20 protein-coding genes are annotated in these 24,263 nt (G+C 44.4%); 19 read left to right on the forward strand and 1 reads right to left on the reverse strand.

What is annotated here, in order from left to right; translation table 11 throughout:
- The first annotated feature begins 17 nt into the window (after window positions 1-17).
- Genes ACY8D0_RS04105 through pyrE form a run of 8 tightly spaced genes read left to right on the forward strand, consistent with a single transcriptional unit; the run spans window position 18 to window position 9,535 of the window.
- A complete protein-coding gene (locus tag ACY8D0_RS04105) occupies window positions 18-959 on the forward strand; it encodes an aspartate carbamoyltransferase catalytic subunit (RefSeq protein ID WP_462409945.1) in 942 nt (313 codons plus the stop codon).
- Window positions 919-2,205 carry a dihydroorotase gene (locus ACY8D0_RS04110; protein ID WP_462409210.1) on the forward strand — a complete coding sequence of 429 codons (1,287 nt, stop codon included), beginning with the start codon at window positions 919-921 and terminating at the stop codon, window positions 2,203-2,205. Before ACY8D0_RS04105 ends, ACY8D0_RS04110 begins: the two co-directional genes overlap by 41 nt.
- Window positions 2,202-3,293 (forward strand): carbamoyl phosphate synthase small subunit, encoded by a 1,092-nt coding sequence (locus ACY8D0_RS04115; protein ID WP_462409211.1) that lies wholly within the window; start codon window positions 2,202-2,204, stop codon window positions 3,291-3,293. The genes ACY8D0_RS04110 and ACY8D0_RS04115 overlap by 4 nt, the downstream gene beginning before the upstream one ends.
- Window positions 3,286-6,492 (forward strand): carbamoyl-phosphate synthase large subunit, encoded by a 3,207-nt coding sequence (carB, locus tag ACY8D0_RS04120; RefSeq protein WP_462409212.1) that lies wholly within the window; start codon window positions 3,286-3,288, stop codon window positions 6,490-6,492. Before ACY8D0_RS04115 ends, carB begins: the two co-directional genes overlap by 8 nt.
- Entirely contained in the window at window positions 6,489-7,262 is a 774-nt protein-coding gene (locus ACY8D0_RS04125; RefSeq protein ID WP_462409213.1) for a dihydroorotate dehydrogenase electron transfer subunit, read from the forward strand. Before carB ends, ACY8D0_RS04125 begins: the two co-directional genes overlap by 4 nt.
- Entirely contained in the window at window positions 7,259-8,200 is a 942-nt protein-coding gene (locus ACY8D0_RS04130) for a dihydroorotate dehydrogenase (RefSeq protein ID WP_462409214.1), read from the forward strand. The genes ACY8D0_RS04125 and ACY8D0_RS04130 overlap by 4 nt, the downstream gene beginning before the upstream one ends.
- Window positions 8,172-8,888, forward strand: a complete 717-nt coding sequence (gene pyrF / locus ACY8D0_RS04135; protein ID WP_462409215.1) for an orotidine-5'-phosphate decarboxylase — start codon at window positions 8,172-8,174, stop codon at window positions 8,886-8,888. The genes ACY8D0_RS04130 and pyrF overlap by 29 nt, the downstream gene beginning before the upstream one ends.
- Window positions 8,885-9,535, forward strand: a complete 651-nt coding sequence (gene pyrE / locus ACY8D0_RS04140) for an orotate phosphoribosyltransferase (protein ID WP_462409216.1) — start codon at window positions 8,885-8,887, stop codon at window positions 9,533-9,535. Before pyrF ends, pyrE begins: the two co-directional genes overlap by 4 nt.
- Window positions 9,536-9,580: 45 nt before the next feature.
- Here pyrE and ACY8D0_RS04145 read toward each other — a convergent pair whose 3' ends face one another.
- Window positions 9,581-11,293: an Rqc2 family fibronectin-binding protein gene (locus tag ACY8D0_RS04145; protein ID WP_462409217.1), complete on the reverse strand. Its 1,713-nt coding sequence runs from the start codon at window positions 11,291-11,293 to the stop codon at window positions 9,581-9,583.
- Window positions 11,294-11,475: 182 nt separating this feature from the next.
- On the opposite strand from ACY8D0_RS04145, the gene ACY8D0_RS04150 reads away from it, so the two are divergent.
- The 11 genes from ACY8D0_RS04150 (at window position 11,476) to rlmN (ending at window position 24,263) form a co-directional block, all read left to right on the forward strand.
- Window positions 11,476-14,154, forward strand: a complete 2,679-nt coding sequence (locus tag ACY8D0_RS04150; RefSeq protein WP_462409218.1) for a cation-translocating P-type ATPase — start codon at window positions 11,476-11,478, stop codon at window positions 14,152-14,154.
- Between the two features lie 100 nt (window positions 14,155-14,254).
- The gene (locus ACY8D0_RS04155) at window positions 14,255-15,130 is read left to right on the forward strand and encodes a YicC/YloC family endoribonuclease (protein WP_462409219.1); all 876 of its coding nucleotides are present in this window, start codon (window positions 14,255-14,257) and stop codon (window positions 15,128-15,130) included.
- Between the two features lie 61 nt (window positions 15,131-15,191).
- Window positions 15,192-15,455, forward strand: a complete 264-nt coding sequence (gene remA, locus ACY8D0_RS04160) for an extracellular matrix/biofilm regulator RemA (protein WP_042456244.1) — start codon at window positions 15,192-15,194, stop codon at window positions 15,453-15,455.
- Window positions 15,456-15,467: 12 nt separating this feature from the next.
- Entirely contained in the window at window positions 15,468-16,082 is a 615-nt protein-coding gene (gene gmk, locus ACY8D0_RS04165; protein WP_462409220.1) for a guanylate kinase, read from the forward strand.
- A 1-nt stretch (window position 16,083) separates the two neighbouring features.
- Window positions 16,084-16,308, forward strand: coding sequence for a DNA-directed RNA polymerase subunit omega (gene rpoZ, locus ACY8D0_RS04170; protein WP_462409221.1), 225 nt, complete (start codon window positions 16,084-16,086; stop codon window positions 16,306-16,308).
- A 357-nt stretch (window positions 16,309-16,665) separates the two neighbouring features.
- Window positions 16,666-17,889, forward strand: a complete 1,224-nt coding sequence (coaBC, locus tag ACY8D0_RS04175; RefSeq protein ID WP_462409222.1) for a bifunctional phosphopantothenoylcysteine decarboxylase/phosphopantothenate--cysteine ligase CoaBC — start codon at window positions 16,666-16,668, stop codon at window positions 17,887-17,889.
- Complete coding sequence (gene priA, locus ACY8D0_RS04180) at window positions 17,876-20,287, forward strand: primosomal protein N' (RefSeq protein WP_462409223.1); 2,412 nt, start codon at window positions 17,876-17,878, stop codon at window positions 20,285-20,287. The genes coaBC and priA overlap by 14 nt, the downstream gene beginning before the upstream one ends.
- 100 nt (window positions 20,288-20,387) lie before the next feature.
- The gene (gene def, locus ACY8D0_RS04185; RefSeq protein WP_462409224.1) at window positions 20,388-20,873 is read left to right on the forward strand and encodes a peptide deformylase; all 486 of its coding nucleotides are present in this window, start codon (window positions 20,388-20,390) and stop codon (window positions 20,871-20,873) included.
- Window positions 20,870-21,814: a methionyl-tRNA formyltransferase gene (fmt, locus tag ACY8D0_RS04190; RefSeq protein WP_462409225.1), complete on the forward strand. Its 945-nt coding sequence runs from the start codon at window positions 20,870-20,872 to the stop codon at window positions 21,812-21,814. Before def ends, fmt begins: the two co-directional genes overlap by 4 nt.
- A 1-nt stretch (window position 21,815) precedes the next feature.
- On the forward strand, window positions 21,816-23,168 hold the full coding sequence (gene rsmB / locus ACY8D0_RS04195) for a 16S rRNA (cytosine(967)-C(5))-methyltransferase RsmB (protein WP_462409226.1): 1,353 nt from the start codon (window positions 21,816-21,818) through the stop codon (window positions 23,166-23,168).
- 45 nt (window positions 23,169-23,213) lie between these two features.
- Window positions 23,214-24,263, forward strand: coding sequence for a dual-specificity RNA methyltransferase RlmN (rlmN, locus tag ACY8D0_RS04200; RefSeq protein WP_462409946.1), 1,050 nt, complete (start codon window positions 23,214-23,216; stop codon window positions 24,261-24,263).

The following is a 24,263-nucleotide window of genomic DNA, read 5'->3' on the forward strand; positions in this document are numbered from 1 at the left end:
AGGGTGGAGATGGAATGTTGCATCATTTATTAACCACAAATGAGTTAACTGTTGAGGAAATTTATCAAATATTGAATGATGCTGGACAATTTAAACGCGGTATGAAATGGTGTCCGGAAGAACAGATATTTGCCGCAAACCTATTTTTTGAGGCAAGTACGAGAACGAAAAGCAGCTTCGAAATGGCCGAAAGGAAGTTAGGCTTAGAAGTCATCCCTTTTGAAGTGCAGACATCGAGTGTAAAAAAAGGGGAGACCCTCTACGATACGGTGAAAACATTGGAAGCTATAGGGGTAAAAGCGATAGTGATCCGTCATGATCAAGACCGCTACTTCGACGAACTGACAGGAAAAGTGAATATCCCAATCATAAATGGCGGCGACGGCTGTGGACACCATCCAACCCAATCCCTTCTCGATTTAATGACGATTTATCAAGAATTTGGCCGCTTTGACGGGCTGAAAATTGCGATTATCGGTGACATCCGGCATAGCCGGGTAGCTCGATCTAATGCTGACGTCCTGACAAGACTGGGTGCCGAAGTTATTTTCTCAGGACCTGAGCAATGGTTTGACACAAGGGGCTTTAATTTTTCGAAATATCGCCCCATTGACGAAGCGATGACGCAAGCGGATGTTGTTATGCTGCTCCGTGTTCAGCATGAGCGGCATCAAAAGGGAGAAAGTTTTTCAGCAGGTGAATATCATCAGCAATTTGGTTTAACAACAGCAAGAGAAAAGAGGATGAAACCACATAGCATCATTATGCATCCGGCACCCGTTAACCGTAATGTTGAAATAGCTGACAGCCTGGTTGAATGCAGCCGTTCAAGAATCTTTAAACAGATGGAAAACGGTGTGTTTGTCAGGATGGCGGTTTTAAAACGCGCACTTGAAAGTTTACAAGGAGGAAAACAATATGAAACTACTTATTCAGAACGCATGTTACATAGCATCTAATGGGGAAAAGAAACAAAACGATATTTTAATAGAAAACGGGATTATTACTAAAATACAAGAAAAAGTTACTGAGAGTGCAGACAGGTCTATCAATGCTGAAGGGCTGTTGGTCTCTGCAGGATTTGTTGATCTTCACGTCCACCTTCGAGAGCCAGGGGGAGAGAAAAAGGAGACGATCGCGACTGGCACAAAGGCAGCAGCACGCGGCGGTTTTACTACCGTAGCAGCGATGCCAAATACAAGACCGGTACCAGATACAAAGGAACAAATGGAGAACCTGCAGAAACGGATTAAGGAAACTGCAAATGTCCGAGTCCTGCCGTATGCATCGATTACCACCAGACAACTAGGGCAGGATTTGACAGATTTTGAGGCCTTAAAAGCGGCGGGAGCATTTGCATTTACCGATGACGGGGTTGGCGTTCAATCGGCCGCAAAAATGCTTGAGGCCATGAAGAAAGCAAAAGAAGTAAATATGGCGATTGTAGCGCACTGCGAAGACAATTCCTTAATTAATAAGGGCAGTGTTCATGAAGGGACATTCGCAAAACAGCATGGTTTAAATGGCATACCTTCCGTTTGTGAGTCGGTGCAAATCGCTAGAGATGTCCTGTTGGCTGAAGCTTCTGGCTGCCATTATCATGTCTGCCACATCAGTACAAAGGAATCGGTCCGGACGGTGCGTGACGCAAAACGGGCGGGGATTCATGTCACTGCGGAAGTAACACCACACCATTTATTATTAAGTCAAGATGACATTCCAGGACTTGACCCTAACTTTAAAATGAATCCCCCGCTTCGCGACGACGCTGATAAGCAGGCGTTAATCGAGGGTCTTTTAGACGGAACGATTGATTTTATTGCGACGGATCATGCCCCGCATACGGCCGAAGAGAAGAATGAAGGAATGCTCTTGGCACCATTTGGTATTGTTGGACTAGAAACAGCCTTTCCATTGCTCTATACGAAATTTGTATTAAAAAACATTATTTCATTAGAGCAGCTGATTGACTGGATGACAATAAAACCTGCTCGAAGCTTCGGACTTCCATATGGAACATTAGAAGTGGGTTCTCCGGCCGATTTAGTACTGCTGGATTTGAATGAAGAGCGGATGATCAGCCCGGATGAATTTTTATCAAAAGGTAAAAATACACCATTTTCTGGATGGAATTGTAAAGGGTGGCCTGTATTAACAATCGCAGAAGGAAACATCGTTTGGGAAAAGGGAGCTGTTACAGTATGAAGAAACAATTAATTCTTGAAGACGGTACAATCTTTGTAGGCGAAGGTTTTGGGAGTGACACAGAAACAATAGGAGAAGTCGTATTCAATACTGGTATGACAGGTTACCAGGAAATTCTTTCAGACCCTTCTTATTGCGGCCAACTAGTTACTCTTACTTATCCATTGGTCGGGAACTACGGGATTAACCGGGATGATTTTGAATCCATTCATCCGGCTGTAAAAGGCTTTATCGTAAAAGAAGCGGCTGAGTTTCCTTCTAATTGGAGAAGCGAATTTACCATAAACGAATACTTTGAAATGAAAAAGATACCAGGCATTGCCGGGATTGATACACGAAAATTAACAAGAATCATTCGTCAGTATGGCACTTTAAAAGGGGCCATCTGCAGTATGGAAGCCGATGCACAGGAAGTGATGAACAAACTGCGTTCAACAAAACTTCCTATCGATCAAGTGCGGCAAGTATCAACTAAAAATGCGTACCCAAGTCCGGGTCGAGGGAAAAGAGTAGTCCTTGTGGATTTTGGCATGAAACATGGAATATTACGTGAACTAAATGAACGTGGCTGCGATGTTGTGGTGGTTCCTTACTATACAACAGCAGAAGAAATCCTAAACTTAAGTCCGGACGGAATCATGCTTTCCAATGGACCTGGGGACCCCAAGGATGTACCAGAAGCAGTCGATATGTTGAGAGGAGTTCTGGGAAAAGTTCCGTTGTTTGGAATTTGCTTGGGGCATCAATTATTCGCACTTGCATGCGGCGCCGACACAGTCAAAATGAAGTTCGGACATCGCGGATCCAATCACCCTGTAAGGGACCTCGAAACTGGAAAAGTGGCGATTACCTCACAAAACCATGGATATACAGTTGAGATGGAATCCATAAAAAATACTAGATTAGCGGTTACACATATTGCAGTCAATGATGAATCAATTGAAGGCTTAAAGCATTTGGATTTCCCTGCCTTTACGGTTCAATACCATCCGGAGGCTTCACCAGGACCGGAAGATGCCAATGCCTTATTTGATCAATTTCTCGCATTAATGGAATCACAAAAACAGGAGGTTGCATCCCATGCCTAAACGTAAAGATATTCACTCCATTTTAGTAATCGGATCAGGACCCATCATTATCGGCCAAGCAGCGGAATTTGATTATGCCGGTGCACAAGCGTGTATCGCTCTGAGAGAAGAAGGCTACCGTGTGATTCTTGTAAACTCTAACCCTGCCACCATTATGACCGATACAGAGATGGCGGATGTGGTCTATATTGAACCATTGACAGTCGATTTTGTCAGCCGAATCATTCGCAAAGAGCGGCCAGATGCCCTTTTAGCCACGCTTGGCGGCCAAACGGGGTTGAACTTAGCTGTGGAATTGTCAAAATCGGGAGTCCTAGACGAGTGTAGCGTTGAGATTCTAGGTACCAAGTTGTCAGCCATCAATCAGGCTGAGGACCGTGAATTATTCCGCGAGCTAATGAACGAACTAGAACAGCCGGTACCTGAAAGTGAAATCGTTCATCAGGTAGCCGAAGCGATTGCTTTTGCTGACAAAATTGGCTTTCCGGTGATCGTCCGCCCTGCCTTCACATTAGGCGGCACTGGCGGTGGTATTTGCAACAATCGAGAGGAACTTGAGGAAATTGTCACAAGCGGATTGAAAAACAGCCCGGTTCATCAATGCCTGCTCGAAAAGAGCATAGCAGGCTTTAAAGAAATTGAATATGAAGTCATGCGTGACAGTGCAGATAATGCGATTGTCGTTTGTAATATGGAAAATATTGATCCTGTCGGCGTACATACAGGGGATTCCATTGTCGTCGCACCAAGCCAAACTCTTGCAGATAGAGAATATCAGCTGCTCCGTAATGTTTCATTGAAAATTATTCGTGCGCTCGGTATTGAGGGTGGCTGTAATGTGCAGCTCGCACTGGACCCAAACAGTTATAACTACTATGTGATTGAGGTAAATCCAAGGGTAAGCCGATCCTCTGCCCTCGCATCAAAGGCAACCGGTTATCCAATCGCCAAGCTTGCAGCTAAAATTGCCGTCGGTTTAACATTAGATGAAATGCTGAACCCGGTAACGGGGAAAACCTATGCCAGCTTCGAACCGGCTCTTGATTATATTGTAACGAAAATTCCAAGATGGCCGTTTGATAAGTTTGAATCAGGAAACAGAAGACTGGGAACACAAATGAAGGCTACCGGCGAGGTTATGGCCATTGGCAGGACATTTGAAGAATCCTTATTAAAAGCAATTCGCTCGCTTGAATCTGGTGTTTATCATTTTGAATTAAACGGTGCGGCTGAAATTAATGATTCCTTAATCGAAAAGCGCATCCGCAAAGCAGGAGATGAACGGTTGTTTTACATCGCTGAAGCCCTAAAGCGTGGAGTAACGATTGAAACGATCCATGACTGGAGCGAAATGGATTTATTTTTCCTAAAGAAATTTGAAAGAATCATTGAGCTTGAAACAAAGTTAACCGCAAATCCGTTCCATGGGGACCTGCTTAAAGAGGCAAAACAGAAGGGATTTTCGGACAAGAAGATTGCCGAGCTATGGGGAGCAAACGAAACAGATATCTACGAATTCCGTAAGAATCTGAATATTATTCCAGTATATAAAATGGTAGATACCTGTGCAGCCGAATTTGAGTCGGAAACTCCATATTTCTACGGTACCTATGAAGAAGAAAATGAGTCCCTGGTCACAAAGAAGCAAAGCGTGATTGTTCTCGGTTCCGGCCCTATCCGGATTGGTCAGGGGATTGAATTTGATTATGCAACAGTCCATTCTGTTAAAGCCATTAAAGAAGCAGGCTATGAAGCAATTATAATCAATAATAATCCTGAAACGGTTTCAACTGACTTTAGTATCTCTGACAAGCTTTATTTTGAGCCGCTGACCATCGAGGATGTGATGCACATCGTAGATTTAGAAAAACCAATGGGCGTTGTCGTGCAGTTTGGCGGACAAACGGCTATTAATCTAGCGGCAAAACTCTCTGAAAACGGAGTGAAGATTCTAGGTACCAGCTTAGAAGCATTAGATCGTGCGGAAAACCGTGATAAGTTTGAACAGGCACTGGAAGAACTCGATATACCACAGCCGCTTGGAAAAACAGCATTATCGGTGGAAGAAGCACTCGTCATTGCAGAGCAAATTGGCTACCCTGTGTTAGTACGACCATCCTATGTACTTGGCGGCCGGGCAATGGAAATTGTATACAACGAGGCAGAACTGCTCCATTATATGAAAAATGCAGTAAAAATTAATCCTAAGCATCCAGTGTTAATTGACCGTTATATCACTGGGAAAGAAATTGAAGTGGATGCGATTTGTGACGGGAAACAAGTAATCATTCCAGGTATCATGGAGCATATTGAGCGGGCAGGAGTCCACTCGGGAGATTCCATTGCTGTATACCCGCCACAGACGTTATCGGAAGACATAAAACAAACTTTGGTGAACTATACGGAAAAATTAGCCTTAGGACTTGGGATTGTCGGGCTGTTGAATATTCAGTATGTGGTAGCGGACAACTCAGTATATGTTCTTGAGGTTAACCCAAGATCAAGCAGGACCGTTCCATTCTTAAGCAAAATTACGAATGTTCCAATGGCTAAAATTGCGACCAAAGCGATTTTAGGGTTCTCTTTAGCCGACCAAGGGTACAATCCAGGTTTGGTTCCTGAGAAGAAAGGGGTTTTTGTCAAGGTCCCAGTCTTCTCATTCGCAAAGTTAAAAGATGTGGATATCACTCTTGGGCCAGAGATGAAGTCGACCGGGGAAGTGATGGGCAAGGATTCCACACTGGAAAAAGCATTATATAAAGGCTTAGTTGCATCAGGGATTTCCATTCAGAAATTCGGAACGGTCTTGTTTACAGTCTCCGATAAGGATAAACAAGAAGCCCTTAAGATTGCCGCAAGGTTTTTCGCAAACGGCTATAGACTGATGGCCACCAGCGGAACCGCAGCATTGTTTACTCAAGCAGGACTTCCTGTTAAGGTAGTGGAGAAAATTGGCGCAGACGGCCAAACCGTGCTGGATGTCATTCATCAGGGTGAAGCCCAGTTTATCATTAATACTCTGACCAAAGGCAAACAGCCAGAGAGAGATGGATTCCGAATCCGCCGTGAAGCAGTTGAGAACGGAGTTCCATGTTTAACATCGCTTGATACAGCCGATGCCATCCTAAAGGTAATTGAGTCGATGAATTTCTCTACGGAAGCCATGAATACTCCTGAAAGGGAGGCTGTGTTTGCATGATGAAAAAGGAAATCTGTAAAATTCTTAGCCAAACCGAAATCGCAGCCGATATTTATGAACTGATTGTTCAAGCGGAATTAGTCCGTGAAATCACCGCTCCGGGTCAATTTGTTCACATTCGGGTCTCAAATCATTGGGACCCTCTTTTACGGAGACCAATCAGTATTTCTTCCTATAATCCCGTTTCCAACCAAATGACGCTAATTTATCGAAAAGATGGAAAAGGCACGCAAATGCTATCCGAAATGAGGGCAGGAATGGAGTTAGATATCCTTGGACCGCTGGGAAATGGATTCCCGGTTGATGAGGTCTCTCCCGGGGAAACGGCAGTCCTTGTTGGTGGAGGAATTGGAGTTCCGCCGCTTTATGAATTGTCCAAACAGCTGACGGCAAAAGGGGTAAAGGTCATTCATGTTTTAGGTTTTCAAACGGTCGCCGCTGTATTTTATGAACAGCAATTTGAAAAATACGGAACAACATTCATCGCCACAGTTGATGGAACATATGGAACAAAAGGATTTGTAACAGATGTGTTAAAAGATATCCAATTTGATTGTCTATATGCATGCGGACCGGTACCGATGCTCAGAGCACTACAGCAAGGCTACCCTGATCAAAAGGTGTTTTTATCCCTTGAAGAGCGGATGGGCTGCGGCATCGGGGCCTGTTTTGCCTGTGTATGCAAAGAGAAGGATGACCCATCAGGGACCTCGTATAAAAAAGTATGTACGGATGGTCCAGTCTTCCGGGCCGGGGAGGTTTTCATATGAGCAGATTGAATATTGAGTTGCCGGGGCTGAAACTGAAAAATCCGGTTATGCCAGCATCAGGCTGCTTTGGCTTTGGTAAGGAATACAGTCAATTTTATGACCTAAGTGTACTTGGTGCCATCATGATTAAAGCTGCAACGGCAGAACCTCGTTTCGGGAACCCGACACCGCGGGTGGCAGAAACCTCATCAGGTATGTTAAATGCGATTGGCTTACAAAATCCGGGTATGAAGAAAATCATCGAACAAGAACTTCCGTGGTTGTCACAATATGATGTGCCGATCATTGCCAATGTTGCCGGTTCTACTGAAGAGGATTATGTGAAAGTTGCAAAGGAAATATCAACTGCTCCCAATGTTCACGCTCTTGAGTTAAACATATCATGCCCAAACGTTAAAACTGGAGGCATTGCCTTTGGCACCATACCAGAGGTGGCAAAGGAATTGACCCGTAAAGTGAAGCAAGTTTCGGAGGTACCTGTTTACGTAAAGCTATCGCCAAACGTGACCAATATTGTGGAAATGGCCAAGGCAGTTGAGGCTGGCGGCGCAGATGGAATCACCATGATCAATACACTCGTAGGGATGAGGCTGGATCTAAAGACAGGGAAGCCCATTCTAGCCAATCGGACAGGCGGTTTGTCGGGTCCTGCGATTAAACCAGTAGCAATTCGCATGATTTATGAAGTGAGCCAGGCCGTATCGCTCCCAATTATAGGCATGGGCGGCATCCAATCTGCTGAGGATGTGATAGAATTCTTTTATGCAGGCGCCAGTGCGGTTGCGGTAGGCACAGCCAATTTTGTCGATCCATTTATCTGTCCTTCCATTATAAACGAACTTCCGGAATTGTTGGATAAACTAGGGATTGAACACATCAGTGAATGTACAGGAAGGAGCTGGAAGCAACATGGAACACCCGCTTATCATCGCGCTTGATTTCCCCAGCAGGGTGGAAGTTGAATCGTTTTTGCAGCCGTTTAGAGGAACGCAGCTGTTTGTAAAAGTCGGCATGGAATTATATTATCAGGAAGGTCCATCGATCATTTCTCTTTTAAAAGAGCATGGTCACAAAATTTTCCTGGATTTGAAGCTCCATGATATTCCGAATACAGTTTATGGGGCAATGAAAGGGCTGGCCCGGCTCAACGTTGATTTGGTCAATGTTCATGCAGCAGGCGGAAGGGACATGATGGAGAGCGCCATCGAAGGCCTCCAAGCCGGTACAAGCGACGGCCGGAAGCGTCCAGCCTGCATTGCCGTTACTCAATTGACGAGTACGTCAGAGGAACAGATGCAAACAGAACAGCTGATTCCAGTATCATTAATTGAATCGGTCCTGCACTATGCTGACTTAACAAAATCTGCTGGGTTGGACGGTGTCGTTTGCTCTGCACAAGAGTCCTTTACCATTCGCAATCATAGGGGTCCGGACTTTTTAACGGTCTGCCCGGGGATTCGTTTACAATCCGATCAGACGGGAGATCAAAAGCGAATTGCCACCCCGGAATTTGCTAGAAGTGCGGGTGTGAGTGCCATAGTGGTCGGCCGATCGATTACTAAGCAAGCGGACCCGTTTAAAAGTTATCAACAATGGATACAAGCATGGGGAGGAGTACAATCATGAAAAAAATAATAGCTGAAAGACTACTAAGCATCGAAGCGGTAGCATTAAAACCTAATAATCCATTTACTTGGACATCTGGACTCCGGTCCCCGATTTATTGTGATAACCGTCTAACGTTATCGTATCCTACTATTAGAAAAGAAATTGCCCAAGGACTAACTGAACTCATTCGTGAAAACTTCCCTGAGGTGCAAGTGATTGCCGGTACGGCAACCGCAGGAATTCCACATGCCGCGTGGGTAAGTGAAATACTCGACTTGCCTATGTGCTACGTACGCTCTAAAGCAAAAGGCCATGGCAAGGGGAATCAAATTGAAGGCAAGGTTGAACCGGGGCAGAAGGCAGTTGTAGTGGAAGATTTAATCTCAACAGGCGGCAGTGTGATTACCGCAGTCCAAGCATTAAGGGAAGCAGGCTGTGAGGTTCTGGGGGTTATATCCATCTTTACCTATGGCCTGCAAAAAGGGAGACAAGCCTTTGAAGAGGCAGGTATTATCAGTCAATCACTGACGGACTTTCCAACGTTAATTGAAACGGCAATTGAAAAAGAATATATTAGTGGAAATGACAAGGAAAGTCTGCTTGAATGGAGCAATGACCCTGCCGAATGGAGCAAGCGAATCGAGCAGCAAGGAATCAATATATAAAAACCAAAAATAAAGCCCCGGACCAACCCGGGGCTTTATTTTTGGTTAACTCTTTTTCAGGTTAAGGACCAATTCTTCGTCCGGTGTGACATATACCGTCTGCTGGTTATCATAAATCACAAAACCAGGTTTGGCACCGCTTGGTTTTTTTACATAGCGTACCTTCGTAAAATCAACCGGGACAGAGCTGGAATTTCTTGCTTTACTAAAATAAGCGGCAAGCATGGCTGCTTCTTTAATCGTTTGCTCGCTCGGCTCCTTGCTGCGAATCACGACGTGGGAACCCGGAATATCTTTCGTGTGAAGCCAGATCTCATCACGGGCCGCCAGCTTGTTGGTTAAATAATCATTTTGTTTATTATTTTTGCCTACGACAATTTCCGTTCCATCAGAGGCATGAAAATAATCAAGAATAGGCTTTGCGTTATGGGGTTTTTTACCCTGCTTTTTTTGGCGCTCCCGAATATAGCCGCCTTCGACTAGTTCGTCGCGAATCTCTTGGATGTCCTTGGGGGCCGCGTTTACAACTTGCTGGTACAACGTATCAAAGTACGCCGTTTCTTCCTGTGCCTTTTCGATTTGCTCCAACACTACGGAAACCGCATTTTTGGCCTTTTGGTATTTAGAAAAATATTTTTGGGCGTTTTCCGATGGTGTCTTCCGAGGATCAAGCGGAATGGTTAAGTTACCGCCCGCCTCATCATAATAATTTAAAACCTCAATTTCCTGCATCCCTTTTTTGGCGGCATACAGATTGGCTGTCAACAATTCACCGTACCGTTGAAACTCTTCTGCCTGCTCTGCATGTTTTAAGGTGGCCTCGAGCTTGATAATTTTGTTTTCATTCTTCTCTTTTTCATTCAAGATAAGGCGTTCAATATCATGTGCCTGCTGTTTTACTCTATCGCGTTCGGCTTTACCAAAGTAAAACCGGTCCAGCATTTCGCTTAAGGACGAAAATTGGGTGACTTCCCCTTGAAGATGCTCAAGCGGGAGAAGATAGAAGTTTTCTTTCCCATCAGCAGCCATAATGGACGGAGTAATTTCACCGATTGCAATTTTCCCGATTAACCGAGTAAAAGTATCCGGGACTGTTGTCCGGTTGGCAAGGCCGCTTTGAAAGATGACTTCCTTGGCAAACAGGGGAGAAATCCCTGCAAATTGTTCCACCAGTTGCCGGTCCAACCTTCCTCCGTTAAAATCCAAAACGCTTAGGACAACTTCAGGACTTGCTTGAAATGGATTGTATTTATGCTGCTCAGGAGGGGAAATATAGGGCTGGCCCGGCAATATGGCTCTATGGCTGTTCACGGCAAAAGATATATGTTTAATAGAATCCAGAATCAAATTCTTGTCCTTATCCACTAATATGATATTGCTATGCCGGCCCATGATTTCAACAATCAGCTGCTTATAACTGATATCGCCAATCTCGTTTCGGCCCTTGATTTCGAAAATAACAATCCGGTCATTATCAATCTGATGAATATTCTCCACAATATGCCCTTCAATATGCTTACGCAGCAACATGCAGAACATAGGAGGCTCGCTGGGATTATCATACCCCTCCTGGGTAAGCTGCGCCCTTGCGTAGCTTGGGTGGGCCGACAGCAGCAGCTTGTGGTTTACCCCGTTTGCCCGGATTATTAAGATCACTTCATTTTTATAAGGCTGGTGGACCTTATTAATACGGCCGCCTGTTAACGACTGTGATAATTCATTGCTCATTGCTTTTGTAAATAAACCATCAAATGACATGGAAAACATCCTTTACTTGGAACATATTGATTTAATAAGTATATCCCGTTTTGGACTTCTGTCCTAATTTCAACTCTCCGGATAGTTTCCGTTAAGTCTCTATATAATCATAGCATTTTTTTGGACGACCCTGAATAAGCTTTCTTTAGATTAGCTTTATAAGGGGGATGTGAGATGGTCGGATGAGGTTCCATGAGATGGAGATTAATCAAGTAGAAAAGGCTTTAGAAACCGACTTTTCTTCCGGATTGTCACAGGAAGAAGCAGCAAAAAGAATCAAGCGTTACGGCTACAATGAATTGGATGAAGGGGAGAAGCAATCAGCCCTGTTGTTATTTTTCAGCCAATTTAAAGACTTTATGGTGTTGGTTTTGCTTGCAGCCACCCTGATTTCCGGTTTGCTGGGTGAATATATTGATGCAATTGCGATTATTGCCATTGTGATTTTAAATGGGTTTCTGGGATTTTATCAAGAAAGACGTGCCGAAAAATCCCTGCAGGCGCTAAAGGAGCTTTCAGCACCACAGGTTACCGTATTAAGAAGCGGGACATGGGTGAAAATCCCTTCAAAAGAAGTAGTGATTGGAGATGTCATGAAGTTTACCAGCGGCGACCGGATTGGAGCCGATGTCCGTGTTATTGAGTCAAAAAGCCTGGAAATTGAAGAATCGGCACTTACTGGGGAATCGGTACCCGTCACCAAGCACGTGGATCGTTTAAAAAATCCCAATCCCGGCATTGGCGATATGGAAAATATCGCATTCATGGGAACGATGATTACTAGGGGCAATGGGATCGGAACCGTCATTGCAACCGGGATGGATACAGCCATGGGGCAAATTGCTGGACTGCTTCAAAATGCTGAATCCCAAGATACACCACTGCAAAAAAGGCTGGAGCAATTAGGAAAAATACTGATTACGGTGGCCTTAGTCTTGACAGTACTCGTTGTCGCGATTGGCGTCTTGCAGGGACACGAGCTTTACACCATGTTTTTGGCCGGAGTTTCATTGGCTGTGGCAGCTATACCGGAAGGGCTTCCGGCTATTGTTACCGTTGCGTTATCCCTTGGTGTGCAGAAAATGATAAAACAAAATGCGATTGTCCGCAAACTGCCTGCCGTTGAGACATTAGGATGCGCATCTGTCATCTGTTCCGACAAAACGGGGACCATGACCCAAAACAAAATGACGGTGACCCATTTATGGAGCGGCGGGCAAACCTGGACGGTAGATGGTGTAGGTTATCAACCGAAGGGGGATTTTTATCGCGGTGAACAGAAAATATCCCCTAAAGACGAAAAACCCTTGCAACAAATGTTGATCTTTGGGATGTTATGCAATCAATCGGAAATAAATCTTAAAGACAATGAGTACATGCTGGATGGCGACCCAACCGAAGGAGCGCTGATGGTGAGCGGCATGAAAGCCGGTTTTACCCGTCCTAAATTACTTGAAGACTTTCAAATTATTCACGAATTTCCATTTGACTCCGCGAGGAAAATGATGAGTGTTCATGTGAAAGATAAGCAAGGCAGGCATTTTATTGTCACAAAAGGGGCCCCTGATGTTGTTTTGGGAGTATGTGAATCGATTCTTTGGGATGGGAGAACACAATTCCTGGCAAAGGAAGTGCAAGCAAAGGTTCAAGGAGCCACAGAAAGCCTCGCTTCAAAGGCACTAAGGACGATTGCGGTAGCCTTTAAGCCAATTCCAGCAAATACAGTTATTTTAAGCGAAAAGGAAGCGGAGAAAAAACTGACCTTTATCGGGATCCAGGGAATGATCGATTCGCCAAGGCCTGAAGTAAAAACTGCCGTTAAAGAATGTAAAGAGGCTGGAATTAAAACCATCATGATTACCGGTGATCATGTGATAACGGCAAAAGCGATTGCTTCGGATTTGGGAATCTTGACGAAAAAGAGCAAGGTTCTTGATGGAAATGCCCTTTCTGCCATGTCAGTAGAGCAATTGGAAGATATTGTGGAGGATGTGGCGGTGTTTGCGCGAGTTTCACCCGAACATAAGCTGAAAATTGTCAATGCGCTTCAAAATCGAGGCCATATTGTCGCCATGACCGGCGACGGGGTAAATGATGCTCCTGCAATAAAAGCAGCAGATATCGGAGTTTCCATGGGCATCACCGGCACGGATGTCGCCAAGGAAGCTTCTGCCTTGATATTATTGGACGATAACTTTGCCACCATCAAAGGCGCTATTAAAGAGGGCCGGAATATTTACGAAAACATCCGGAAATTCGTTCGTTACCTGCTTGCTTCCAATGTTGGGGAAATATTGGTGATGCTGTTTGCGATGATTTTGGCATTGCCGCTTCCACTATTGCCAATCCAGATTTTATGGGTAAACCTTGTAACGGATGGACTTCCAGCAATGGCCCTTGGTCTGGATAGGCCGGAAGAAAATGTCATGAAGCGAGGGCCTAGAAGTCCAAATGAGGGAGTTTTTTCGCGCGGTTTGGGCTGGAAGGTTGTATCACGTGGATTTTTGATTGGAATAGTCACGCTACTCGCGTTTATGATTGTTTATCATAGTGACCCGCAACAATTGCCATATGCCCAGACAGTGGCTTTTGCCACACTGGTGATGGCACAGCTTATCCATGTATTCGACTGCCGCAGTGAAAAATCAGTGTTGTCCAGAAACCCGTTTGGAAATCAATATTTAGTATGGGCTGTTATTTCGTCCCTGATTTTAATGCTGGCCGTCATTTACTACCCGCCGCTGCAGCCAATCTTCCATACGCTGCCAATCGCGGCCAAGGACTGGCTGCTCATTCTTGGTTTATCTTCGATACCAACTTTTTTACTGGCTGGAACATTTTTGTTAAGAAAAACGAAATAAAGTATGTTATAATCCAAAAGGTAATAGAATCCAATCTATTACCTTTTGATTTTTTTTTTGAATAGACCCAGTCATTTTTTAAAAGATTGGATGTGCGCAGATGGTTATCAGTATGACGGGCTTTGGAAGAGGAAGGGCTGAATCCGGGTCGTATATTGTGAATGTGGAAGTGAAAACAGTCAATCACCGGTTTTGCGAAATAAATGTCCGAATGCCCAGGCAGCTTTTACAAATAGAGGATAAGATAAAGAAAACATTAAACCAGTATATCCGGCGTGGCCGAGCGGAAGTTTATGTGAGTTTAGAGGGAGAGGGCGCCGTCACCCGCAAACTGCATGTTGATTGGAATTTGGTCGATCAATACTATCAATTTATCATCCAGGCCCGTGAAAAGTACGGGGTCGGAGAAACTGTGTCACTTAAAGATTTGTTAAGCTATTCTGAACTTATACATATTGAAGAAAGTGAAGCGGGAAATGAGGAATTAAACCGATTGGTGCTTGCCGCTACGGAGCAAGCAGCTGTTTTGCTTAAGCGAATGAGGCAAGCAGAAGGGGAAGAATTAAATAAGGATTTGCAAGTAATTATCAGTCAGATAGAGTCCAATCTTACGGAACTTGAAACCTATGCCCCGCAGGTAGTTGAGGTATTTAAAGAACGTTTAATGAAAAGAATGCTGGAATTTACCAATGGACAACTTGATGAAACCCGATTGTTAACCGAAGCCGCCGTTTTTTCCGAGAAGGCGGATATTAATGAAGAAATTACAAGATTAAAAAGCCATATCGGGCAATTCACCCAAACATTGGCAGCACAGGAACCTATCGGCAGAAAATTGGATTTTCTAGTTCAAGAGATGAACCGTGAGGCTAATACCATCGGATCAAAAGCAAATGATTCAGCTATCGCAAAAAAAGTCGTGGAAATAAAAAGCCTGCTTGAGAAGCTGAAGGAGCAAGTTCAAAATATTGAGTAAGCATGGTTTAGAAACGGCTTTACACGGTCAAAATATATTATTGATGATTGGATGATAAGCAATGTCGATTAAATTAATTAATATTGGTTTTGGAAATATTGTTTCGGCTAACCGGATAATTTCCATCGTCAGTCCGGAATCTGCTCCAATTAAGAGGATTATTCAAGATGCCAGGGACCGGGGATCATTGATTGACGCTACATACGGAAGAAGGACCCGTGCTGTGATTGTGATGGACAGTGACCATGTAATCCTTTCAGCCGTCCAGCCGGAAACAGTTGCTCACCGCTTGACGGACCGTGATGATACTATTGAGGAAGGGTAGGATTTTTCCAAAATGCAAGAGAAAGGTTTGCTAATTGTACTTTCTGGACCATCCGGTGTAGGTAAAGGAACGGTTCGAAAAGAGATTTTTTCACATCCTGACACAGCTTTCGAATATTCGATTTCGGTAACTACCCGCAAACCCCGCGAAGGAGAAGTCGATGGGGTCGATTATTTTTTCAGAACAAGAGAACAATTTGAAGAGCTAATCGAACAGGGGAAATTACTGGAGTATGCTCAATTTGTTGGTAATTATTATGGCACTCCTGTTGATTATGTGCGGCAGACGCTGGATGCCGGCAAGGATGTCTTTTTAGAAATTGAGGTAAAGGGAGCGCGTCAAGTTCGGGAAAAATTCCCTGAAGGGCTATTTATTTTTCTGATGCCACCTAGCCTCGGTGAGTTAAAAAACCGGATTGTTACCCGGGGAACCGAAACTGAAGACATTATAACCAACCGGATGTTGACAGCACGTGAAGAAATAGAAATGATGGAATTATATGATTATGTCGTCGAAAATGACCAAGTTGAACTCGCTTGCGAGCGGATTAAAGCAATCGTGACCGCTGAGCATTGCCGCAGGGAACGAGTCGAACAACGCTATAAAAAGTTACTGGAGGCAGAATAAAATGTTATATCCTTCTATAGATTCTTTATTAGAAAAAATAGACTCAAAATATTCACTGGTTTCGGTTGCAGCGAAACGTGCCCGTTTGATGTCACAGGTAAAAGATGAGCGGCTTCCAAAATATGTGTCCCATAAGTATGTCGGTAAAGCGCTGGAGGAAATTTATAAAGGTGAATTAACCTACCGAATTGCCAAAAAAGCAGACACTTCTGCTGAAACCGTCTGATAAAAGATTTCAAATGAATGATTTTTACAAGAAGGGCCTGACGTTTAGGAAATATCCTTTACATGTCAGCCTTTTTTATTTTTAATGCTCATTAAATGATATTACTGATTTTTCTGAAAATTTGTTGATGGAGCGGATAACTAGCCTCCTACGGGTACGGGGCGAGAAGGCTCTCCGGCACCCCGTGGGCTGCTGAGCTCCTTTCGATGCCACCAACTGCCATATTTAACTGAGCCATTAAAATAACATCTCAGGCAAGATATTTGTCGGCTTCAAGCAGAAATTGATGAAAAAAAAGCATGATTCTAGCATAATAAAGAAAACGAATTAATGTTGGCTAAAAGCGGGGGATATTAAATGCTTAAAGAAAAAAACATCCTTTTATGTGTAACAGGCGGGATTGCTGTTTATAAGGCGGCTGCCCTGACAAGCAAACTAGTTCAAACCGGGGCGCAAGTAAAAGTGATTTTAAGTGATTCCGCTGCAAAATTTGTGACCCCATTAACCTTTCAAGCTTTGTCGCGTAACGCCGTTTATACAGATACGTTTGATGAAAAAAATCCTCAGGTCATTGCCCATATTGATTTGGCGGACTGGGCAGATTTGATTTTGGTGGCTCCTGCCACAGCAAATACCATTGCGAAACTGGCTCACGGCATCGCAGATAATATGATCACAACTACCCTTTTGGCTGCTACGGCTCCAGTTTGGATAGCGCCGGCTATGAACGTGCACATGTACGACCATCCTGCCGTAAAACAAAATATAGCCCTTTTGGCAGAATATGGGTACCGCTTTATTGAGCCCGGGGAAGGCTATCTTGCTTGCGGTTATGTCGGAAAGGGTCGTTTGGAAGACCCTGAAACCATCGTAAAACTGATTCAAACTTATTTTCTCGATAATAAAAACACGCCTCTTGAAGGAAAAACATTTTTAGTTACGGCAGGACCTACAAGGGAAAGAATTGACCCCGTCCGGTTTATTTCTAACCATTCAACAGGCAAAATGGGGTATGCTTTGGCGGAAGAAGCAAAAAAACAAGGAGCACGCGTCCAATTAATCTCCGGTCCCGTGCAAATCCCTGCCCCAGAAGGCGTTGAGCTAATCAAGGTGGAAAGTGCGGAGCAAATGTATAATGCCGTTATTGAACGGTTTGAACAGGCCGATGTGGTGATAAAAACAGCAGCAGTGGCCGATTACCGTCCGAAATCTTCCTTTGACCATAAGATAAAAAAACAGGCTGGAGATTCGGTATTGGAACTAGAGCGGACAAAAGACATTTTGCTTGACCTGGGCCGGAGGAAATCCCATCAACTACTGGTCGGATTTGCCGCCGAAACCGATAATGTGGAGGAATATGCCCAAAAGAAACTCTATACAAAAAATGCCGATATGATTGTAGCCAACAATGTGAAACAACAAGGAGCCGGCTTTGGTGCTGATACCAATATTGTCACATTGTTTAAACGGGATGGCTCGAAGAAAGAGCTGTCTTTGATGTCCAAAGCGGCGGCTGCAGGAAAAATAATTGAGGAAATCACTTCCCTCCTTAAGGATTTGGGTAACCATGAAAATTGCTAGTGTTATTGTGGATGTACCAACAAAGCAAACTGATAAAACGTTTGATTATCAAATTCCTGGACAATGGGAAAATTTAATCGTGCCGGGAATGCGGGTAATTGTGCCATTTGGCCCGCGCAATATCCAAGGGTTTGTTACTGAAATCAAATCGCATTCGGAATTCAAGCAGTTGAGGGAAATCATTGAACCGATGGATCTCGAGCCTGTATTAAACGAAGAGCTGCTCGAACTCGGTGACTGGCTGACTGACACGACTTTGTGCTTTAAAATTTTTGCCTTTCAGGTGATGCTTCCCGCAGCACTAAAAGCCAAATATGAAAAAAAGGTAAAACTGACACCGGGAGTAAATCCCTCTGACCTGCCGTCCCCTCTTTCCCGGCTATTAGACCAGGGGGCAATGCTTGACTGGGATGAGGCCGTAAAAGAAGGTCTCGTTCCGCTCCTGCACCGGGAGGCGGTTAAGGGAAATCTTGAAGTTCTCTACCTAGTGAAGGAACGGGTGAGGAAAAAACATGTAAAAATCATCCGCCCCGCCGTTTCGCTTGCCCGATTAAAAGAAGAAGTGGACCTGCTTTCGGCCCATGCGGAAAAGCAAAAGCAGGTTTTGAGTTATTTTATTGAACAGTTTCAGGAAACCGAATATAAGCGGCTGACCTCAGAAGAGCAATTATCTGCCGCTGCCATAAAGGCATTAGTGGCAAAAGGCATTCTGGCAGAGACGGAGATGGAAGTATACCGTGATCCATTTGAACATCGGACTTTTCAAAAAACGGAGCCATTGCCATTAACCGAAAACCAAGAAAAGGCCATTACACCGATATTGTATGCAGTCGAAAATGACCGTCATGAGGTATTTTTGCTTTATGGGGTAACCGGAAGCGGCAAAACAGAAATTTATCTCCAATCCATCCAAGAAGTAATTAATAAAGGGCAGGAAGCGATTGTTCTTGTTCCGGAGATTTCATTAACCCCTCAAATGGTCAACCGTTTTAAAGGCAGGTTCGGTGATTTGGTCGCGGTCATGCACAGCGGATTGTCAGCGGGTGAGAAATACGATGAGTGGAGAAAAATTCAGCGTAAAGAGGTAAAAGTGGTTGTGGGGGCCAGGTCCGCCATTTTTGCCCCGTTTGAAAATATCGGCATTATTATCATTGATGAAGAACATGAAACCAGCTATAAACAGGAAGACATGCCGCGCTATCATGCAAAAGATGTAGCCATCAGAAGGGCACGAACTTACAATTGCCCGGTCGTGTTAGGCAGCGCGACACCCTCTTTGGAATCTTTTGCACGGGCGCAAAAAAAGGTGTACCACCTGCTAACACTCCCGTCGCGCATGAATAACCAGGCCCTCCCTTCGGTTGAAATCATCGATATGCGCGAAGAACTCCGCGCTGGAAATCGCTCCATGTTTTCAACAAAGCTTTTGGACTTGTTGAAGGACCGGATAGAGAAAAAACAGCAATCGGTTTTATTTTTAAATAAGCGTGGTCATTCTTCTTTTGTCATGTGCCGGGATTGCGGATATGTCGTCAACTGCCCAAACTGTGATATCTCGCTGACTTACCATCGGGCTGGAGAGCGAATGAGGTGCCATTATTGCGGCTACGAAGCTCCTGTCCCGAAAATATGCCCGGAATGCTCCAGTGAATATATCCGTTATTTTGGAACGGGAACCCAAAAGGTGGAGGATGAACTTGGAAAAATCCTCCCAGAAGCAAGGGTAATTCGGATGGATGTCGATACAACCGGAAGAAAAGGATCCCATGAAAGGTTATTAACGGATTTTAAAGATGGGAAAGCAGATATCCTTTTAGGGACACAAATGATCGCCAAGGGACTCGACTTCCCCAATATTACTCTAGTCGGAGTTTTGTCGGCTGACACGATGCTGCACTTGCCTGATTTCCGATCTTCCGAAAAAACGTTCCAATTACTCACTCAAGTCAGCGGGCGAGCAGGCCGCCATAAGCTCCCCGGTGAAGTCATCATCCAAACTTATACGCCCGAGCACTATAGTATTGAAATGGCGGGAACCCAAGATTACAATCTATTTTATCAGCGGGAGATGATGGTCCGAAAAATGCATCATTATCCGCCATTCTATTACCTAGCCCTTATTACGATTAATCACGAGCAGCTCATGACAGTGGTTTCCGAAACTGAGAAAATTGTTCAGTTTGTTTCCTCCCAGGTGTCAAGTGAGGCCGTTATTTTGGGTCCGACGGTATCTCCGATTGCCAGGATAAATAATAGATATCGTTACCAATGTCTGATAAAATACAAGCGGGAACCGAACCTCTACAAGACTCTGAAAAAGATACTTGACCAGTATCAAACGACCGCAAAAAATGGACCTCAGGTATCAATAGACGTGAACCCGTTTATCATGATGTAAAACGGGCGAAAATGAATAGAAAAGCGCAAGTGCTTCGGCAGGTTGTTGCCGGGCAGTAACAATAAATGGTTATGCGAAAGAAACCACTGGAGGAACAAAATTGGCCATACGGAAAATAGTAATGCATCCTAATGAAATATTAGAGAAAAAATGCGAAGAGGTTAAGAAGTTTGATAAAAAACTTGCCAGGCTTCTTGATGATATGTACGATACCATGATCGAATATGATGGGGTCGGACTTGCCGCACCGCAAATCGGCATAGATGCCCGAGTGGCTGTGGTGGATATTGATGATGAATCAGGCACCATTGAAATGATTAACCCGCGGATACTCGAAACAGCCGGGGAACAAACCGGACCGGAAGGGTGCCTAAGCTTTCCCGGACTGTTCGGGGAAGTCACTCGGCCAAATTATGTTAAAATTGAGGCATTTGACAGGAAAGGCAGGAAATATACGTTAGAAGCGGAAGAATTTCTCGCGAGAGCGATCCAGCATGAAATCGACCATCTCGACGGTGTCCTGTTTACTTCCAAAGTATTGAGGTATCTAACCGACGAAGAGTTAAAAGGGGTAGAAGTGGAATGACCAAAATTGTTTTTATGGGAACACCGGACTTTTCGGTTCCAGTTTTGCGGCAAATCATAGAAGAGGGTTATGAGGTGATCGCTGTCGTAACCCAGCCAGACCGGCCGGTAGGCAGAAAAAAAGTGTTAACACCCCCTCCTGTTAAGGTGGAAGCCCTAAAACAAGGCATTCCCGTATATCAGCCTGAAAAAATCAGGCGACCGGAAGAACTTAACCCAATTCTTGCCCTAAAACCGGATCTGGTAATTACGGCCGCTTTTGGCCAAATCTTGCCAAAGGAACTGCTGGAGGCTCCAAAACATGGCTGTATCAATGTCCATGCTTCCCTGCTTCCGGAATTGCGGGGAGGGGCCCCCATTCACTATGCGATTCTCCAAGGAAAACCGAAAACTGGCATAACCATTATGTATATGGCAGAGAAGTTAGATGCAGGGGATATTTTAACAACTGTTGAAGTCCCGATTACGGATGTGGACAATGTGGGAACACTACATGACAAGCTGAGCAAAGCTGGAGCCAAGTTATTATCGGAGACGCTTCCGTTGCTGCTTGAAGGCAAGCTCACGCCAATTCCGCAAAATGATGCATTAGCCACCTACGCTCCAAATATTAAACGGGAGCAGGAGAAAATCAACTGGGAAAAAACAGGGCTGGAAATATATAACCAAATTCGCGGATTAAATCCATGGCCTGTTGCGTTTACCACCATGGATGGACAGGTATTAAAAATCTGGCGTGCGGAAAAGAAATCTGGGTTTTCTGGCGATACACCCGGAACCATCGTGCATATCGAGCCGGATGGTTTCCTAGTGGGTACCGGCGATGATACGTCCATAAAAATTACCGAACTTCAGCCTTCAGGAAAGACAAAAATGACGAGTGAACAATTTATTCGGGGAGCGGGCGCAAAAATTTCCATAGGCACTAAACTGGGAGAATGAAATGACAACAAAAACAGGAAAAAATGTACGTGAGACAGCTATGGATCTCCTTGTAGCAATTGAAAAAAATCAGTCTTACAGTAACTTGCTGCTCAATCAGACTATCAAAAATAACCAAATACCGCAAAAGGATACAGGATTATTAACCGAGTTGACCTATGGCACCTTGCAAAGAAGAGCTTTACTGGATTTTTATTTGAAGCCGTTTGTCAAGAATCCTAAAAAGCTGGAGCAGTGGGTCTGGCAACTTTTGCGGCTGACCGTTTACCAGATGGTGTTTCTAGATAGAATACCTGATCGCGCGGCCATCCACGAAGCCGTCGAAATTGCAAAAAAACGAGGGCATAAGGGAATCGCGGGGGTGGTGAACGGGGTCCTTAGATCGTTGCAGCGGGAAGGTCTCCCGCCGCTGGATAAAATTGCTGATAAACTTGAGCGGTTATCCATAGAAACCAGTCACCCCATTTGGCTGGTAACAAGATGGGCAGGCCAATTTGGTTATGAAAAAACAAAAGAAATGTGTGAGGTTAATCTAACTGCCCCGCTTCAAACAGCGCGCGTCAATTTGACTAAAGCGACAAGGGATGAATGTGTTCGACTTTTGGAAGAGGAAGGCTTCCAAATCGAGGAAAGCCCAATCATTCCCGAGGCCATCCGGTCCTTAAGAGGAAATATGGCGGCTTCCCAGGCATTTCAAAACGGCATGCTCACCATCCAAGACGAGAGCTCCATGCTTGTAGCCCACGCTTTGGGGATTACCGGCAATGAAACCATAATGGACGCTTGTGCGGCTCCAGGGGGCAAAAGTACCCATATAGCAGAAAAATTACAGGACGGGGGCAGAGTTGTCTCCATTGACCTTCACGAACATAAGGTGAAATTAATCTCTGATAACGCGAACCGATTGGGCTTGGAGAATATTGAAACAATCACATTGGATTCCAGAAAAGTGCAAGAGCGGTTTGCCGTGGAATCCTTTGACAAAATCCTGCTCGATGCTCCCTGCTCAGGACTTGGCGTCATGCGCCGCAAACCGGATATGAAATATACTAAAAAAGAACAGGATATCGAGCAACTAAGTAAGATTCAACAAGATTTGCTGAATGCAATAGCGCCCCTAATAAAACTTGGGGGAACTCTTGTCTACAGCACCTGCACAGTCGATAAACAGGAGAATGAACAGACAATCGCCACATTTTTAGACCACCACCCTGAATTCGAGGGGGATTTGGCTTTTAAAAACAGAATGCCGGAAGCCATTCAGCCTTTGATAATCGGATATGATTTGCAGATATTCCCTCAGGATTTTGGCTCTGATGGATTCTATATGGCAGCTATAAGGAAGAAGGTGTAACTGTTGGAACAATCAACAACAACCAAGACAAAACCAACATTAGAGATGGAGAAAAAATCAATCTATTCATTGCAGCTACAAGAAATGAAGGATTGGCTTTCGGAAAATGGAGAAAAACCTTTCCGTGCCGAACAAATCTTTGATTGGCTGTATAAAAAAAGAGTAACCTCCTTTGAGGATATGAGTAACTTATCAAAAGAATTAAGGGATAAGCTGGATGGGCAATATCAAATCACGACCCTGAATACGGTTATCCAGCAAACATCCTCCGATGGTACAATCAAGTTTCTTTTTGAACTTCATGATGGATACTCAATAGAAACCGTGTTGATGCGGCATGATTATGGAAATTCGGTGTGTGTGACGACTCAGGTTGGCTGCAGAATAGGCTGTACTTTTTGTGCCTCGACACTGGGAGGATTAAAAAGGCACCTAGAAGCCGGAGAAATTGTGGCACAGGTGGTCAAAGTTCAAAAAGCTCTTGATGAAACAGGGGAACGTGTGGATTCAGTAGTCATCATGGGAATCGGTGAACCTTTTGATAACTACAATAACATGCTATCTTTCCTGAAAATCATCAATCATGATAAAGGGCTAAACATTGGAGCGCGTCATATTACCGTGTCCACAAGCGGAATTATTCCAAAGATATATCAATTTGCGGATGAAAATATGCAAATAAACTTTGCTATTTCTCTCCATGCCCCGAATACCGAGCTGCGATCAAGACTCATGCCAATCAATAAAGCATACAAACTTGATGACTTAATGAAAGCGGTGCGGTATTATATCGATAAGACGGGACGACGCATTAGCTTTGAATATGGGTTATTCGGCGGGGTGAATGATTCGACTGAGCATGCTGAAGAGCTGGCCGAGTTAATCAATGGGTTGAAGTGCCATGTTAACCTAATTCCGGTCAATTATGTTCCGGAACGGGATTATGTCCGCACACCTAGGGATAAAATTTTTGCGTTCGAACGGACATTAAAAAATCGCGGAATTAATGTAACAATTCGCCGGGAGCACGGTCATGATATTGATGCAGCATGTGGACAACTTCGTGCAAAGGAGCGGAAAGAGGAGACGAGGTAG

It is taken from the genome of Neobacillus camarae, assembly GCF_054950115.1.